The sequence below is a fragment of the Streptococcus marmotae genome, from assembly GCF_001623565.1.
In the GTDB taxonomy this organism is placed as follows: domain Bacteria; phylum Bacillota; class Bacilli; order Lactobacillales; family Streptococcaceae; genus Streptococcus; species Streptococcus marmotae.
Genome location: NZ_CP015196.1, coordinates 425,625 through 442,404, shown reverse-complemented (window position 1 = coordinate 442,404; position 16,780 = coordinate 425,625). Strand labels below are relative to the sequence as shown.

Sequence of the window (16,780 nt, the reverse complement as noted above, 5' to 3'; positions counted from 1 at the left end):
TTATTCTTGCTTAAAATTGTAAAATGGAGGTACAAGACAATGACACTACAACAAATCCAAGCGCAGATTGCAAAATTAGGCGTTTATAAACAGCAACAAATCGAAGCGTATCAGAGTTTAAAAACTGATTTATATAAAAAAGTTCGAGAACAGACGATGTATCAATCAGAAGCAGATTTACGTTTATCAAATTTTAGAAAAGAAGCTGAAGCATATAGCACGGCGGAGTATAATTCAATCAAAAATAAGTTATCAGCTTTTGAGCAATCCGAAAAAGAGAAAATCAAAGCGGAATATGAAACAGTTACAGCCGATAATGTAGCTGAATTAACCTTGTTGGGTACAATGGCGGTTAACGAGGGAGAAATTAAAGGTTATTTAGAGCGGTATAAAAAGAATCCGTTAGCGGTTAAAAAAATTCATGAAATAGCAACTGAAAACAAAATTGAACTCCCCCAATATATCTTGAAGGAAGACAGGTTATCCAATACGATAGAAACGCTTAAGCAATATGCAGATTATTATCAAGCGGCCGAAATTGCTGATAGTTTAGGTAGCGCAAGCGATTTGGCCTTTACTTTGGTGATTGCTGATGAGGGTATAGCCCAAGCGGTAGATAGCTATGTGAATCATTTTGATACCGCTTTGAATTTGGAATAAGCTGGGAGTACCGATTGAGTGACGGATAAACTAACGCCAAGACAACATAGATTCATGCTAGCTTTGTTGGAATCTAAAAGCGTTGAGGAAGCGGCAAAAAAAGCTGGAATCGGACGGACAACGGGGCATGGTTATCTAAAGTCTCTTACTTTTCGCAGGGCTTACCGTGAAGCTAGAAACAATGTTATGCAACAGGCTACGGCGCTTTTACAGTCCGCAAGCACTGAAGCAGTTGAGGTTTTGCGGGAGATTATGCTGGATGAATCTGTTAGCCCCTACGCCCGCCAGCAGTCAGCGCGGACTATTTTAGAATTTGGCTACAAGGCACATGAGAATGAGAATATTCTGGAAGTGATTGAGGAGCTAGAAGCGAGGTTTGAAGATGAAGCGACATCAGAAAGAACTTAAATGACTAAACGGCTTTTATTATTGAGGTGACCTTGCCATGGCAGGGTTATTTTTAGACGCAAAAAAGCCAGCAATTGCTGACCCTTGTGAATAATAAGTTCATTAATATTATATCACAAACGAGGGAAAAAAAGATGAAACAGGTTAGGCATTTAGGACATTTAAGGGTTTTACTAGCTGAGCAGTTACAAGCTACCAGCCTGGAAGATAAAACAGTCAAGCGGTTGCTTGATGAGTTGTCGGAACCTGAAAAACAGTTGTATCATCATATCATTTTAGAAGGTGGAAAATTAAGGGCGATTGATATTGAAAATTGGCTAGCTATTTTAGATAAGTATGCAGTGATAGAAAAGGACTTACTAGCAAAACATAGAAAGGCCGTTGCTAGAGCGAAAAAGAATTATATAGACTGTTCTAGCTTTGATGACGTGAGAAGGCATGGATAAAAAACAAATTAGAATATACGCCAACCGAAAACTAAAAGAGTTCGGGCGGTGGCAGAGAATCGCAAGGGATGGAAGCGTGGTCTATTCTGATGATTATATTTTACAGGCAGACGGCAACGACTTTCAACCCGTGGAGCGATTGGAGATGAACCAAGAGACAGCACGGCAAGAGCTGAACGCCATTAAGTCAGCTATCAACGCTATTAGCGACATCAGACAACGCCAAGTACTCATTTTGAACTATCTGGAAGGAAAGCCGATTGAACAGGTACGCCAGAGTATAAAAAGCAAGTACAGGCCTTTTGAGCCTATCAAAGAAAGGCAGTATCACAATTTAAAGAACCTTGCTTTACTTGCCTTTGCCAAGCAATACAGAAATGGAGTGCTTGAGACGTTACTAGATTGAAATTTTGCTAGGTTTTAGCTATTGTTTTGGCTTGTTCGATAAATTAACCGTATAGAGATTAAAAGCCCGTAGAAGCGATTTTAGGGGCTTTTTACTGATTAACTTTTTAGAAAAAAATCTTGTTTTCTACTTGACAAATACGCATAATACGCATATAATAAATAATGTAAGGAGGTAGAGCGCTATGCCACTTACAGGCAAAGAAATGGTAAAACTTGCAGAGGCCAACGGGTGGAAAGAAATCCGAACTAATGGAAGTCATCACCATTTCAAAAAAGAAGGATGTTCGAAAATAGTTACAATTCCAGTCCATGGAAATAAGGACTTAGGGAAAGGACTAGAGAAGAAAATCCTGAAAGATTTGGGGCTATTATAGCGCCCCTTCTCTTTCATTTTTGGAGGTAAAAAAAATGTTGAAATCTTATCCAGCTATTTTTCATAAAGAAGATACAGGCTACTGGGTGGAGTTTCCAGAATTTGGCGGAGGTACTAGGGGTGACAACCTAGAAGAAGCTATGTATAACGCCCGCGAGTTTTTAGAAAGTTCTATCGCTCTTTATATTGATGAGGGGTTGGAATTGCCAAAAGTGAGCAATATAGAAGACTTGAGCGCCCCCGATGGCTTTGTCACAATGATACAAGCTGATCCAACACCTTTCATTAAGAATAATAAAGCGATTCGAAAGAATGTCACGGTGCCCGAATGGTTGACTAGACTCGCTGACCGTGAGGGGTTGAACTATTCTGAGGTACTAACAAAAGCATTAGAAACACGTTTGCAAGTATAATCTGATATAATAGACCTATCAGCAATCAAAAAAAGCGCAGTCGATTAACTACGCTAGTCTTGCCTGCTGAACTCGTTAGATATTGGGCTTTTTAAGCCCTTTTTTGTGTGAAAATTTACTACCTTTTTTACTACCCCAATAATTACAATCTACTTTAGAATACTTTGCAAACTATTTTCTTAAAACGTTGATTTAAAGCCTTTTTAAGTCTTTTGCTTTATTTTATTTTGTAAAAATGGTACGATAGTCAAAGATAGTCAGAGAAAGAGGTGGATTCTATGGCGATGAAAAATACATCTGATTATATTGAAGAGCATATCAAGGCGATTTTGGAACAAGTAAGTGTGGCGGAGTTGCGTAGGAGTGAATTGGCCAGTCGGTTTGAAGTCGTACCAAGTCAGATTAATTATGTGATTAAGACACGCTTTACGGCTAGTCGTGGCTATATTGTCGAAAGTAAGCGTGGTGGCGGTGGTTACATCCGGATTGGTCGTGTTACTTTCTCAGACAAGCATGAGTTAGTTCACGATTTGCTACATAATATGGGGAAAGAAGTATCTGGGACTGTTTTTGCGGATATTTTACAGCTGTTATTTGAAGAGCAGTTGATGACGGAGCGAGAAGGCAATCTCTTGTTGTCAATTGGTAGTGATGAAGTATTAGGAATAGATGCGGCTCCTATTCGTGCAAGGATGCTACGACAACTGCTACAACGATTGGATAGGAAAGAGGATTAGGATGGAATTTTCAAAAGGATTACAACGTGCCTATGAGGATGCACAGTTCATTGGACAACGCTACATGTGTGACTACTTAGAAACTTGGCATCTATTATTGGCTTTTGTCATTAATCCAGATACGATTGCAGGAGCTGTTTTGGCAGAATACCCTGCGGATGTTGCAGACTATGAGCAAGCGACTCGCTTGGTAACAGAGCGTAGCTATCGTGAAGAACTAGAAGAGTTTACCTTGTTGCGAACATCAAAACGCTTAGGTGAGGTGGTTCAGTTTGCCCATAAGATTGCGGAAGTTGTAAAGGCTAAGCAGGTAGGAACCGAGCATATCTTCATGGCGATTTTGCTTGATAAACGCTCAGTTGCCTCACAGATTTTGGATAGGGCTGGTTTTCATTTTGAGGATTCGGATGACAAGATTCGCTTTATCGATTTGCGGAAAAATTTGGAGGCAAAGGCTGGATTTTCAAAGGAAGATTTAAAAGCCATTCGTAGTATGATGAAAGGTGGTCGTGCGAATCGTCCAACTATGGCCAATATGATGGGCATGCCGCCAGCACCGCAGACGGGTGGTTTAGAAGACTATACACGAGATTTGACTTCCTTAGCTCGTGCAGGACAGATTGAGCCAGTCATTGGTCGGGAATCAGAAATTTCTCGAATGATTCAAGTCCTGTCTCGTAAGACCAAGAATAATCCTGTCTTAGTAGGAGAAGCAGGGGTTGGGAAAACAGCTTTGGCATCGGGGTTGGCGCAGCGAGTGGCAGATGGAGCAGTGCCAGCTAGTCTAAGCAAAATGCGGGTCTTGGAATTGGACTTGATGAATGTGATTGCAGGAACACGTTTTCGTGGTGATTTTGAGGAACGGATGAACAATATCATCAACGATATTGAAGAAGATGGGAATGTTATCCTCTTTATTGATGAGCTACATACGATTATGGGGTCAGGTAGCGGAATTGATTCGACCTTAGATGCAGCCAATATTCTAAAACCAGCTCTTGCACGGGGAACCTTGCGAACAGTTGGTGCAACGACCCAAGATGAATACCAAAAGCATATTGAAAAAGATGCAGCCCTGTCTCGTCGATTTGCGAAGGTGACAGTAGATGAACCAAGTGTGGCAGATAGCATTGCTATTTTACAAGGCTTAAAACAGGCTTATGAACGCCACCATAACATTCAGATTACAGAGGAAGCTGTTCGTACGGCTGTGCTGTTTGCTAAACGGTACTTGACTAGCAAAAATTTGCCAGACTCAGCGATTGATTTGCTTGATGAAGCGAGTGCAACGGTGCAAAATCAGCAAAAAGTTAGCGGCAAACAGTCTGAATTGTCTGCGGCTGATCAGGCATTGATGGATGGAAAACACAAGACAGTCAGTCAACTGTTAGTTAAGGAATTGGAGGAAGAAAACCGAGAAATACTGGGAGATGCCCAAGTGACAGAAGAAGATGTCTTGTTAACCCTTAGTCGCTTATCTGGTATTCCAGTTGCAAAGTTGAGTCAGACAGATGTGAAAAAATATTTGAATTTAGAAGCTGAATTGCACAAGCGTGTGATTGGCCAAGATGCTGCTATTTCTGCAGTTAGTCGGGCGATTCGACGCAATCAATCTGGTATTCGGACAGGCAAGCGCCCTATTGGTTCCTTTATGTTCTTAGGACCTACGGGGGTCGGAAAAACAGAGTTGGCAAAGGCTTTGGCTGAAGTATTATTCGACGACGAATCGGCTCTCATTCGTTTTGATATGAGTGAGTATATGGAAAAATTTGCGGCTAGTCGCTTAAATGGTGCTCCTCCTGGTTACGTTGGCTACGAAGAAGGTGGTGAGCTAACCGAAAAAGTCCGCAACAAACCTTATGCCGTTCTGTTATTTGATGAGGTTGAAAAAGCACATCCAGACACCTTTAATCTTTTGCTGCAGGTATTAGATGATGGTGTCTTGACAGATAGTAAGGGACGAAAGGTTGATTTTTCGAATACCCTCATCATTATGACATCTAACCTTGGGGCAACAGCTTTGCGTGATGATAAGACAGTTGGTTTTGGGGCACTTGATTTGTCTCAGAGTCAAGAGCACGTTGAAAAACGTATTTTTGAAGAGTTGAAAAAAGCGTACCGACCAGAATTTATCAACCGAATTGATGAGAAGATTGTCTTCCATAGTCTGAGTGATCACGATATGCAAGAAGTGGTGAAAGTGATGATTCAGCCCCTTCAAGCGGTGATGGATGAAAAAGGTATTCAGTTTAAGATTCAACCTTCTGCGCTAAAATTACTAGCAAAAGAAGGTTATGATAGAGAAATGGGCGCGCGACCACTCCGTCGTGTCATCCAAAAGAAAGTCGAAGATCCACTAGCAGAAATGTTGCTACGTGGGGAATTACAGAGCGGCAGTACACTAAAAATTGGTGTAAAAGCTGGCGAATTGAAATTCGATAGTAGCCGATAAGGCAACATAAGCAGTTGGGTCAAAGGATTCAGCTGCTTTTATGTTAGCGACTTCAAGCTTTTAGTCATTTGTGTAATTTTTAGGAATATCAACCACAGATTCTACAGAGTGCATATAAAAAGCTGGATACAAGTCCAGCTGTCCAAAATCTAGGAATAAGGAGAAGTTGATTTCTGTGAATCAAACCTTCTGTCTGTTATTTTATTTTTTATAGGCTTCACGTGCTTGGTTAAAGAGTGCTTCAACTTCTGCAACAGTTTCGGCACGGGCAACGGTACCACGGATTTTAGCGGCACCAGCTGTTCCGCGTAGATAATGAGGAGCTAACCCACGGAATTCACGGACGGCAATGTTCTCTCCCTTGAGGTTGACCAAGCGAGTAAGGTGTTCAAAGGCAATCTTGAGCTTATCTTCAAAACTCAAATCGGGCAAGATTTCCCCTGTCTCGAGATAATGATTGATTTGTTCAAAGATGTAAGGATTTCCCATAGCCGTTCGTCCGACCATAACAGCATCTGCACCAACTTCTTCAATCCGTTGGCGAGCATCTTGGACAGTTCGAATATCTCCATTTGCGATGAATGGGATTTTGGTGAGGGCCTTTGCGACATTGCTGAGGGTTTCAAGGTCAACGGTTCCAGTATACATTTGTTCCCGAGTGCGACCGTGCATGGCAAGAGCAGCCACTCCAGCACTTTCTGCAGCGAGGGCATTTTCAATAGCTAGGCCAGAATCAGCCCAACCAGTCCGCATTTTGACGGTTAAGGGAATGTCAAGGACAGAGGTTACTTGCTTGATAATATGGTAAATTTTATCAGGGTCTTTGAGCCATTTGGCACCTGCTTCATTTTTGATGACCTTGTTCACGGGGCAGCCCATATTGATGTCGACAATGTTGGCCTTGGTATTTTTTTGGATAAATTCCGCAGCGCGTGATAATCCGTCAGCATCTCCACCGAAGAGTTGGATAGACATTGGAGCTTCGTTTTCTTCGATGTGCAACATATGCAGGGTCTTTTCGTTATTATAAAGCAGTCCTTTTTCAGAAATCATTTCCATGACAACCAGTCCTGCCCCCATTTCTTTTGCAATGGTACGAAAGGCGGAATTAGTAACACCAGCCATGGGAGCTAGGACTGTACGATTGGGGATTTCGACATTTCCAATCATAAAAGGGGTGTTGAGATTAGTCATTGATGAGTTCCTCCAAGTCATGTTCGTCAAATTGGTAATGGGTCTGGCAGAATTGACAGGTAATGGCTGCTCCCTTGTCTTCTTCTTTCATTTCTATTAAATCTGTTTTTGGGAGGCTAGCAAGAGCCTGTAAGAAGCGTTCTTTTGAGCAATCACAGCTAAAGCTGAGTGTGTCTTCGGATAAGCGTTTAAAAGGTTGCTCACCGTAAATAGCTTCCAGCAGAGCCTCGATATGATTGTCAGACTCAAGCAGGCTAGAAATAGCAGGCATATGCTGAATCCGTTGTTCAAATTGTGCAATTTCTACTTCTGTGGCATCTGGTAAGACTTGAACTAGAAAACCACCTGCCACCTTGACCTTGTCTTCTTCATCAAGTAAGACATTGAGCCCAACTGCTGACGGTGTTTGTTGACTTTCAGTCAAAAAATAGGCAAAATCTTCACCAATTTCTCCTGAAATTAGCGGTGTCATCGAGTGGTAGGGATGTCCCATACCATAGTCGGTAATCACTAAAAATTGTCCTTGGCCCACAAGCGGCCCTACGATGACTTCGCCCGTCGCTGTTTTTTTCAAGTCAATGTCTGGGTTTTGAATATATCCCTTGACATGACCATTTGTATCTGCCACGCTGATAATGGCGCCAAGAGAGCTGTTTCCAAGGATTTTAAGGGTCATTTTAGTATTGCCCTTTTCATTTGCGGCCAGCATCTGATTGGCAATCAAGGTACGCCCCAAGGCGACAGTTGACGAAGCCATGGTATCATGTTTTTCTTGAGCAGTTTGAACCGTTTCTGTGCTATCTAATACAAAGGCACGAAAGTGCCCATTTTCTGAAATTGTTTTAATCATTTTGTCCATAAGAATTATTATAGCATAAGAGCGATAAAATGCCAGTCGGTGGGGTTTAGGAGAATATAAAAAAGACTGAAAACTACTTCAGTCTTATGAAATTATCTCAGGAAATAATTTTGCGATAATCTTGGGTGTTAGTTCTTGCCCCGGTCCGTCGTAGCAGTAGGTGTGCATATACATGGACGGATTGAAATTGAGTTCAATACAGGTACAGTTGGGCTCGTCTTTAGTAGAGGCGAGGGTTGAGTCTGGAATAATCAAGTCAACACCGCATACCCAAGCGCCGATAGCTGTAGCCATATCAGCTGCTAGCTGTTTGTAGCTCTCGTCCATTTGCTCTGTCACATCAATCGAGTCACCACCTGTTGAGATATTGGAATTGCCTCGTAGTTCAGCCTTTTGCCCAGCTTCTAAAACGGTATCTGGCTGATAACCCTGCTGATTCATCATGAGCTTTTCAATGTCTCCTAACTGAATGATTTCAAGTGGTGAACGGTGGTCACGCCCACGTAGCGGATCTTGGTTTTTGATGTCAACCAACTCTGCAATTGTATGGATGCCATCTCCTACCACATTTGCAGCAACACGTAGTAATACAGCCTCGCATTTTCCGTCTAGGACAAAGAAGCGATACTCAGTACCTGCAATGAATTCTTCTATCAAAACTTGTTTGTCTTCGGCAAAGGCGATGTCAAGGGCTTTTTCATAATCTTCTAGGCTAGCACCATCTTGGAAAATGGAAATACCCAGGCCAAAGTTAGTGGATTTTGGCTTAACAACAATAGCGCTTTTTTCAATCTGCGCATAGTAGCGTAGCGCCTCTGTCTTGCTTGAAAATTCTGCACCTGCTGGGACAGGAAATCCTGCTGTTGCAAGAATTTTTTTGGTGACCGTTTTATTCGCCATAGCAAGAGGGACAACATAGGTATCTTTAGAGGTCATATTGCCATTTTTGACATATTCAACATGGTCTTTGTGCCAGAGTTTGAGAAATTGATCGTCTTCATCGAGAATCTCAAGGTTAACTCCTTTTTGCAGAGCATCAAACATCAGCATCTGAGTAGAGAGTTCCATATTTTCATAGCCTTTAAGGGCGTAGGGGGCACTCCAAGCGTACTCATGGAAGGCTTGTCCTTGCTTACGCCCAAATTCTTCTAAGGAATGTCCTTCTAGGCGTTCAGCTAACTGTCCTGATAGGGTCAGTTGAGGATTAGCGACTTGCTGTCTGACAGTTTCTACTAAATTTTTATAGGTTTCATCCAATTGGAAATGATCGACGACAGCTTCCATAGCGTCAAGAATGGTTTGCGTATCAGCCTCTTTTGGCAGGGGAGTGAGCGGATGAGCAAGGGCAATCTGGTTGTTCAGCTCAGCTGCTTTTGTTAAGGTTTCATCGACATGTTCAGGGCGATCAATCCACAGGAGGGCAAGCGCAAAGAGATGGACAGTATCCAAAGTTTCTTGGCTAATAGCAAGAAAATCAAAGGGATTTAGGTCAAAGCAGCGAAATTCGAGGTAGCGAATCCCTTTTGTGAGATAATCCCGATTGTGCTTATGGCCCCGCAAGCGGACGGCGGAGTAAAATTCTTTTTCCGCAGAAAGCTGTCCTGTCTTAACATAGCGTTCAATATCCTGGACATAGGTTTCCAAATCAGCAAAGGAAACATGAATATCCGAAGAATTAACATAGCCATAGGAGCTGTTGCGCAAGGAACGAACAGGGTGGTTTAATTTTTCTTGTAAAAATCCTTTTTCAGCTACCACACTAGCACCGTATAAATACGTTAAAAACCAGCGATAACGTAAAAATTGCTGTGCTAACTTGAGATAGAGATCATTGGTAAAAGCAAGCTGGGAGTCGTAGTTGCTCGCTTCGAATAAGTGTGTGATTAAGCCTGCCCCTAATTCTAGGTTGTAGTGGATACCGGACATGGATTGGAGTAATTTTCCATAGCGTTTTCCAAGTCCTTGTCGGTACTGGTACTCATAGTCATTTTTTAGTTGGGCAATTCGGATTTCATCTTCTCTTGCCTGAGGAGGCATAGACAGTGGCCAAAGGTATTCATATGGATTCATGGAGCGGTATGCGACTTCTGTAATGGCTCCTAAGATCCGTCTTGCCTCCTTGGTTGAACTGCTAACAGGAGTAATCAATTCCACTTGTGATTCGCTATAATCGGTCTGTATATAAGGATGAAATTCCCTAGAGCCTAGTTTTTCAGGATGAGCAGTTTGTGCGATACGATGCTCGGTATTCATGCGTAGTGACTCACGTTCTAGACCAAAACGAGCCTGTAAAATAGGGAGATTTTTCGGCGCTTGTTGCAGTATATGGTTCATATTCATAGCTGTATTCCTTGTTGTATCTGATAGTAATATTGTAGCGATTTTACTAGTGAAAAACAACTTTTTGCTCCATTTTCCGAGCTTTCCTTTTTCTGAAATAGAAAATAGTAGAAGGTTTTTTCTGAAACGTGGTATAATATAAGCTGCATAAGGAGAAATCATGGTTGCAAGAGGAATATCAACAGGAAAGATTATTTTAATGGGAGAGCATGCAGTAGTTTATGGCCAGCCAGCTATTGCCATGCCTTTTTCTGCTGTTCACATTACGGCTGAAGTTCGAGCTGAAGGTCAAGCACTCTCTGTTAGTTGTGATTTTTATCAAGGTCTGGTTCATGAAATGCCCAAAATTTGGGAAAGTTTGAAACATGCAATCCGCTTTTCACTTTATCGGATTGGGGCACCGACTGATCCTGCTATTCATATTGAGATTCAATCGACCATTCCGGCAGAAAGAGGGATGGGATCGAGCGCGGCAGTAGCTACAGCGGTGGCACGAGGCTTATTTTCCTTTTATCAAAAGACCTTGTCAGACGAAGAATTGTGGGAAATCGTCCAGTCGTCTGAAAAGATTGCGCACGGAAATCCGTCAGGGATTGATGCGACAACGGTGACAGGGACGTCACCTATCTTTTTTGTGAAAGGTCAAGCGATTGAGCCAATGGCTCTTTCCTTGAACGCCTATCTTGTTGTTGCTGATACAGGAAAGACAGGAAATACCTTAGAAGCGATTACTGATGTAGCAAGCCTTTATCAAGAGCAGGCAGAAGCTGTCCATTGGATTGAGGCCTTAGGAGACTTGACTAATCAAGCGAAGGCTTATTTGGCACAGAATCAAGCTGCTGAACTTGGTCAGATTATGGATCAAGCGCACGACTATTTACAGAAGTTGAGTGTATCAGATGAAAGTTTAGATAGATTGGTTGCGATTGCTCGTCAAAAGGGGGCATTGGGTGCCAAATTAACAGGTGGTGGCCGGGGAGGTTGCATGATTGCTCTTGCTAAAACGCAAGAAGAAGCGCAAGCTATTGCTCAAGCTCTCACATCAGCTGGTGCTCGCCAAACATGGATACAGTTTTTAGGAGAAGGACATGAGTAAGAAAGTAGGGATTGCGCGTGCCCATACCAATATTGCGTTAATTAAATATTGGGGAAAACGGGATAAGGATTTATTTTTACCAATGAATTCTAGTTTATCCTTGACATTGGATGCTTTTTACACAGATACCAAGGTTATCTTTGATGATTCCTTGACGGCAGATGCGTTTTTTTTGAACGGCCAAAAACAATCCGAAAAAGAAATAAAAAAAATTTCGCACTTTTTAAATTTATTTCGCGAATATATAAGTGAGGGCAAGTTTGCTCGTGTAGAAAGTTTGAATTTTGTTCCAACTGCTGCAGGACTTGCAAGCTCAGCTTCTGCTTTTGCAGCTTTGGCACTGGCTACTGCAACGGCCTTAGATTTGAAGTTGTCTCGTGAGGAATTGTCAACCTTTGCCAGACGTGGGTCAGGCTCTAGTACCCGTAGTCTGTTTGGCGGATTTGTCGAATGGGATATGGGGACAGGATCAGAAGATTCCATGGCACATCCGATTGACGATGCTGATTGGGACATTGGGATGATTGTCCTTGCGGTGGATACTGGGAAGAAAAAGATTGCTAGTCGTGAGGGCATGGAGCATACCGTTCAGACTTCGTCATTTTATCCGATGTGGGTCGAAACAGCTGCTCGAGATTTACAAGACATCAAGGCTGCCATTGCACAACGAGATTTTGAGCGAGTAGGACAACTGACAGAGCATAATGGCATGAAAATGCATGCGACCACCCTATCTGCAAATCCTCCGTTTACCTATTGGACGGCAGATAGTTTGAAAGCGCAGGAGGCTGTCCGCCAAGTAAGAGCTGACTTGCAGATCCCAGCCTATATGACCATGGATGCCGGGCCGAATGTCAAAGTGCTGTGTAGAGCTAGTGATATGGATTGTCTCGTCGCTGCCTTGAAAGAATATTTGCCAGCAGAGCAAATTTTAACCAGTCTTCCGGGAAGGGGTGCCTACGTCTTATCGGAGGCAGATTGGCAGAAATCTGAGCGTAGCTTTTCTAGAGGTGTGGAGCATGATTGAGGCAAGTGCATCAGGAAAGTTGTATTTAGCAGGAGAATATGCAGTTGTTGAAGCTGGTTACCCAGCAGTTATTGCAGCGGTTGAACAGCGCTTGTTTGTCTCTTTACAACAGGCAGAGAAAGGGACGATTCATTCTACTCAACATCCTGAACTGGAAGTGTCTTGGTCTCGTCGAGAGCATCAGATTTACGCAAATTCGTCTAATCCCTATCAGCTGATTATCAGTAGTATGCAGGTCGTTGAAGACTATGTGCGTACGTTTGGAGTAGAGGTGTCTACACCTTATCGTGTTGCGGTTCGATCGGATTTGGATGATCAAGAGTCGGGGGCCAAGTATGGACTGGGCTCGTCAGGTGCTGTGACGGTTGCGATGGTTCGGGCTTTATTAGCCTACTATCAGCAGGAAGTAGAGCCGATGCTAGTCTATAGACTGGCAGCAATTTCGCAAATAAAAATCAATCTGACTGGCTCTTTTGGAGATTTGGCGGCATCTAGTTTTGGTGGAGTTATCTCTTATCATTCTGTTGATCGCATCTGGCTCAAATCAGCAATAAAGCGCTTTTCAGTTCGTGATGTGGTAGAGCAAGATTGGAATGGTCTAGCTATCAAGTTGCTTGAATTGCCAGATGGCTTGGAATTACTAGTCGGTTGGACTGGGTCGGCAGCCTCAACGGATCGCTTAGTGGCAACCATGCACCGTCAGCTGGATCAAAAAGAAAAAGAGGTTTATCACCAGCAATTTTTGGCTGAAAATAGGCTCTGTATGGAAAAATTGATTCAGGCTTGTAAAGAAAATGATGCAGCCGCTTTTGAAGCAGCGATTGCAGTCAATCGTCAACAACTACGAGACTTTTCGGCCAATATGGGAATTGTCATTGAAACCTCTCAACTGACACAATTATGCCAACTGGCTAAAGAGCAAGGAGCTGTTGCTAAATCCTCAGGAGCCGGAGGTGGCGATTGTGGTATTTGCTTCGTTAGATCGCGGGATCAAAAAGAAACAATTTGCAGAGCTTGGGAAGGAGCAGGGATTAAGCCATTACCGCTGTCCATTGCCTGTAGAGAATAAGGAGAAACCATGTTTGAAAAAGAAGTTGTAAGTCTAAATCGAAAAGACCAACACGTGGCATTAGCCAATCAGCAATTTAGTATGGAGTCGGCAAAAGATTTTGTACAAACACGTTTTGTACACCAATCCTTACCTGAGTTACAGGTAGGAGATGTTTGTTTACAGACCTCAGTAGCTGGTTTGACAATGGAAATGCCTTTCTTTATTAACGCCATGACAGGTGGTAGTGAACGCACGAAGTTAATCAACCAATTGCTTGGGATTATTGGGCATTTAACAAAGGTTCCGATAGCTTCAGGGTCTGTGAGTGCGGCCTTAAAAGATCCAAGTGTGGCAGATAGTTTCCGTATCTTACGTGGGGAAAATCCACATGGTATTATTTTTGCGAACCTCGGTGCGCACCATGATCTTGAGAATGCCAAGCGAGCAGTTGATTTGCTGGAGGCAGATGGTTTGCAACTTCACCTCAATGCACCGCAAGAACTGGTGATGCGAGAAGGTGATCGTGATTTTTCAATGTGGTTGAAAAATATTGAAGCTATCGTTCGTGGGATTGAAGTTCCTGTTATTGTGAAAGAAGTTGGTTTTGGGATGAGTCGTGAGACGGTTGCACGCTTAGCTTCCGTAGGTGTGAAGACCGTGGACATCTCAGGTACAGGTGGAACGGATTTCGTCTTGATTGAAAATATCCGTCGCGGCGGAGATGGCTATCCGTTGTTAAATGGTTGGGGGCAATCGACCGTCATCTCTCTTGTGGAAGCAATGAGCTTGCCAGCAGAAGGACGTCCAGAAATAATCGCTTCTGGCGGTATCAAAAACGAACTAGATATTATTAAATCCTTGGCGCTTGGAGCAGAGCTTGTAGGAATTTCAAATCGAATCCTGCAATTGGTTCAAAATAACCAAAATATCGACCGTGCTATCTATGAGGTGAGACGCCTAGAGGAACGGGTTGCAGAGATGATGGTACTAGTTGGTGCGAAGAATATAGCAGAGTTGCGTCAGAAAGACCTCATCTTAGGACCGGATGTACAGGCTTGGTGTACTGCTAGAGAAATTGACTGGAAACAGTATGCCAACCGCTCTATGAAATATCTGTAAAAAATAAAGAAAAGAGATTGGGCTATCAGTTAGTCTCTCTAGTAATCGCCGTGAATGTGTTGTTTCACGGAACGGCTAGGGAGTCTAACAGATGTCAATCTCTTGTTTTTTTGTTGATTTTTTGAAATATGAGGAGAAGGACACGACAGAGTGATTTGTGAATGTTGGACAACCATGTCAACGAGCCCTTGTTTCTTGCTATTTTTGAACTGCAACCTGCATTTTGATGAACATATCGCGTTCTTGTTCTAATAAGTTTGGTTGTTCGTGAATGACTTCGCAGATATACGGCCCAACGGGGGTTAACTGCTCTGCTACTAGTGATTTGAAAAAGAGAGGGAGGCGGTCAATTTCTTCCTCAAAGGAGGAACAATAGCTAACGGCATATAATCCAGCAGCTAGTGTGACTTCCTTGACCAGAGGAGATTGAAGATAGGGGTTGTGAAGGAGGGCAAATTGGGTAGAAATCCATTGCTGTTTCTTAAAATCTTCCACTTGCATGAGTGAGCCGACCTTGCCGAAGTGTTCGTAAAAAGGATTTTGCATGAAGATTTCTTGCTTTAGATAACGCAGATGCAATTCGTACTCTTCCTGATTCATCTGGTAGATGTTTTTAGGAAGTTCGAAGGTCCAAATTGTTCGTTCAGGCAAGGTTTCTATCTCAAGTTCCTTGCTGGTTTTTCGTTCAGTATAGAGTAGTGCGCCTGAGCGAAAGGCATCAATTTCTGCAATCCGGTGTTCCAAAGCCTCCTTTTCTCGAATCAAACCTTGATAGCGATCTTCGATGAGCTGATGAAGGTGAGGATTGCTCTTGTCTGACAGAATTGCTTTGATGTCTTCCAGTGAAAAATCAAGCTGCCGTAGGTATTGAATCGAGTCGACAATGGAAGATTGCTTAATATGGTAGTAGCGGTAATTGGTTTCTGAATCAATATGATAGGGGTGGAGGAGACCAATTTGGTCATAAAAGCGCAGGGTGCGGATAGAAATACTGTTTATTCTGGAAAATTCACCGATTCGTAAAATATTTTTCATATTTTTTAAAACTCTCTATTGACTCTCTAGTTACTGGAGACATTATACTATAATTGTGAAAGAAATAACAATAAAAAGGAGGAGTTCATAATGAGAACTTCAAAAGTACGTGCAGTCCAATACGGCTGCGGCAAGATGTCTAAGGTATTGTTCCGCTATTTGGTAGAGCATGGGGTAGAAATTGTTGGGGCGATTGATAATAATCCAGCAGTTGTTGGTCAAGATGTTGGTGATTTTGCAGAGCTCGGATATAAGACAGGGGTTATTATCTCAAATGATGCAGATGCAGTATTTTCAAGCTGCGATGCAGATATTGCCATTGTCACCATTTTCTCTTACATGCCTGAAATGTACAATTTCTATGAAACAGCGATTAAACATGGGGTGAATGTGATTTCAACCTGTGAGGAAGCAATTTATCCTTGGACAACTTCTCCATCAGAAACAAATCGTCTCGATAAATTGGCGAAAGAACATGGTGTGACTATTATGGGATCTGGTATGCAGGATATTTACTGGATTAATATGCCATGTCTTATGATGGCAGGGATGAATAAAATCACTAAGATTAAAGGTGCTGTCAGCTATAACGTAGAAGATTACGGTCTAGCACTTGCTGAAGCACATGGTGCTGGCTACGATGTAGAACGATTTGAAAAAGAAATTGCTTCTGCTGAAAGCTTCCCTTCTTACATGTGGAATTCTGCAGAAGGTATCTGTGCGAAAATGAACTTGACCATCAAAGATATTTCCCAAAAGAGTGTACCATACATTCTTGATGAAGACATTTATTCTGAAACACTTGGCCGGACTATTCCAGCAGGAGAGGTAACAGGAATGTCAGCCGTTACAACTATTCATACGAACCAAGGTATTGAATTAGAAGTAGAATGTATCGGAAAAGTTTACCGTGAAGATGACGGAGATATGTGCGATTGGGAAATCTTTGGCGAACCTGATTTGATATTCTCTGTCAAAAAACCAGATACAGTAGCGCATACTTGTGCAACTGTCGTAAACCGTATCCCAACTGTTATGGATGCACCAGCTGGATTTGTGACATGTGAAAAAGCACGTGATGTAGAGTATTTGACGTATCCAATGCACACCTATGTAGGGAAATAAGGTAGTAAACTGTATCTGTCGTATCTAGTGGCAAAAG

The 16,780-nt window shown here is 42.5% G+C and carries 17 protein-coding genes; 13 read left to right on the top strand and 4 right to left on the bottom strand.

Annotated features, from left to right (window positions below):
• The first annotated feature begins 39 nt into the window (after window positions 1-39).
• The 8 genes from A4H00_RS02250 (at window position 40) to A4H00_RS02215 (ending at window position 5,897) form a co-directional block, all read left to right on the top strand.
• Entirely contained in the window at window positions 40-660 is a 621-nt protein-coding gene (locus A4H00_RS02250; protein ID WP_067086793.1) for a hypothetical protein, read from the top strand.
• Window positions 661-714: 54 nt separating this feature from the next.
• Entirely contained in the window at window positions 715-1,068 is a 354-nt protein-coding gene (locus A4H00_RS02245; protein ID WP_067086791.1) for a replication protein, read from the top strand.
• A gap of 134 nt (window positions 1,069-1,202) precedes the next feature.
• Window positions 1,203-1,514 carry a hypothetical protein gene (locus A4H00_RS02240; RefSeq protein WP_067086789.1) on the top strand — a complete coding sequence of 104 codons (312 nt, stop codon included), beginning with the start codon at window positions 1,203-1,205 and terminating at the stop codon, window positions 1,512-1,514.
• Window positions 1,507-1,920: an ArpU family phage packaging/lysis transcriptional regulator gene (locus A4H00_RS02235; protein ID WP_067086786.1), complete on the top strand. Its 414-nt coding sequence runs from the start codon at window positions 1,507-1,509 to the stop codon at window positions 1,918-1,920. The genes A4H00_RS02240 and A4H00_RS02235 overlap by 8 nt, the downstream gene beginning before the upstream one ends.
• Window positions 1,921-2,104: 184 nt before the next feature.
• Complete coding sequence (locus A4H00_RS02230; protein WP_067086783.1) at window positions 2,105-2,296, top strand: type II toxin-antitoxin system HicA family toxin; 192 nt, start codon at window positions 2,105-2,107, stop codon at window positions 2,294-2,296.
• A 34-nt stretch (window positions 2,297-2,330) separates the two neighbouring features.
• Entirely contained in the window at window positions 2,331-2,708 is a 378-nt protein-coding gene (locus A4H00_RS02225) for a type II toxin-antitoxin system HicB family antitoxin (RefSeq protein ID WP_067086781.1), read from the top strand.
• Between the two features lie 278 nt (window positions 2,709-2,986).
• Window positions 2,987-3,445 (top strand): CtsR family transcriptional regulator, encoded by a 459-nt coding sequence (locus tag A4H00_RS02220; RefSeq protein WP_067086778.1) that lies wholly within the window; start codon window positions 2,987-2,989, stop codon window positions 3,443-3,445.
• 1 nt (window position 3,446) lies between these two features.
• A complete protein-coding gene (locus A4H00_RS02215; protein ID WP_067086775.1) occupies window positions 3,447-5,897 on the top strand; it encodes an ATP-dependent Clp protease ATP-binding subunit in 2,451 nt (816 codons plus the stop codon).
• A 201-nt stretch (window positions 5,898-6,098) separates the two neighbouring features.
• On the opposite strand, the gene dusB is transcribed toward A4H00_RS02215, so the two are convergent.
• From dusB to gshAB, 3 genes are all read right to left on the bottom strand, one after another.
• Window positions 6,099-7,091, bottom strand: coding sequence for a tRNA dihydrouridine synthase DusB (gene dusB / locus A4H00_RS02210; RefSeq protein WP_067086772.1), 993 nt, complete (start codon window positions 7,089-7,091; stop codon window positions 6,099-6,101).
• Window positions 7,084-7,950, bottom strand: a complete 867-nt coding sequence (gene hslO, locus A4H00_RS02205) for an Hsp33 family molecular chaperone HslO (protein WP_067086770.1) — start codon at window positions 7,948-7,950, stop codon at window positions 7,084-7,086. The genes dusB and hslO overlap by 8 nt, the downstream gene beginning before the upstream one ends.
• Window positions 7,951-8,034: 84 nt before the next feature.
• The gene (gene gshAB / locus A4H00_RS02200; protein ID WP_067086767.1) at window positions 8,035-10,290 is read right to left on the bottom strand and encodes a bifunctional glutamate--cysteine ligase GshA/glutathione synthetase GshB; all 2,256 of its coding nucleotides are present in this window, start codon (window positions 10,288-10,290) and stop codon (window positions 8,035-8,037) included.
• A 160-nt stretch (window positions 10,291-10,450) separates the two neighbouring features.
• Between gshAB and mvk the strand changes: the two genes are divergently transcribed.
• From mvk to fni, 4 genes are read left to right on the top strand one after another with little or no spacing between them, the layout of a single operon-like run.
• Window positions 10,451-11,386, top strand: coding sequence for a mevalonate kinase (gene mvk / locus A4H00_RS02195; RefSeq protein ID WP_067086764.1), 936 nt, complete (start codon window positions 10,451-10,453; stop codon window positions 11,384-11,386).
• Window positions 11,379-12,413 (top strand): diphosphomevalonate decarboxylase, encoded by a 1,035-nt coding sequence (gene mvaD, locus A4H00_RS02190; RefSeq protein ID WP_067086761.1) that lies wholly within the window; start codon window positions 11,379-11,381, stop codon window positions 12,411-12,413. Before mvk ends, mvaD begins: the two co-directional genes overlap by 8 nt.
• The gene (locus tag A4H00_RS02185) at window positions 12,406-13,482 is read left to right on the top strand and encodes a phosphomevalonate kinase (protein ID WP_067086759.1); all 1,077 of its coding nucleotides are present in this window, start codon (window positions 12,406-12,408) and stop codon (window positions 13,480-13,482) included. Before mvaD ends, A4H00_RS02185 begins: the two co-directional genes overlap by 8 nt.
• Window positions 13,483-13,491: 9 nt before the next feature.
• Window positions 13,492-14,583, top strand: a complete 1,092-nt coding sequence (gene fni, locus A4H00_RS02180) for a type 2 isopentenyl-diphosphate Delta-isomerase (protein WP_067086756.1) — start codon at window positions 13,492-13,494, stop codon at window positions 14,581-14,583.
• A gap of 198 nt (window positions 14,584-14,781) precedes the next feature.
• Here fni and A4H00_RS02175 read toward each other — a convergent pair whose 3' ends face one another.
• A complete protein-coding gene (locus tag A4H00_RS02175; RefSeq protein WP_067086753.1) occupies window positions 14,782-15,618 on the bottom strand; it encodes a MerR family transcriptional regulator in 837 nt (278 codons plus the stop codon).
• A 90-nt stretch (window positions 15,619-15,708) separates the two neighbouring features.
• Here A4H00_RS02175 and A4H00_RS02170 point away from each other — a divergent pair, with 90 nt between their 5' ends.
• Entirely contained in the window at window positions 15,709-16,743 is a 1,035-nt protein-coding gene (locus A4H00_RS02170) for an NAD(P)H-dependent amine dehydrogenase family protein (protein WP_067086751.1), read from the top strand.
• The last annotated feature ends 37 nt before the right edge of the window (window positions 16,744-16,780 follow it).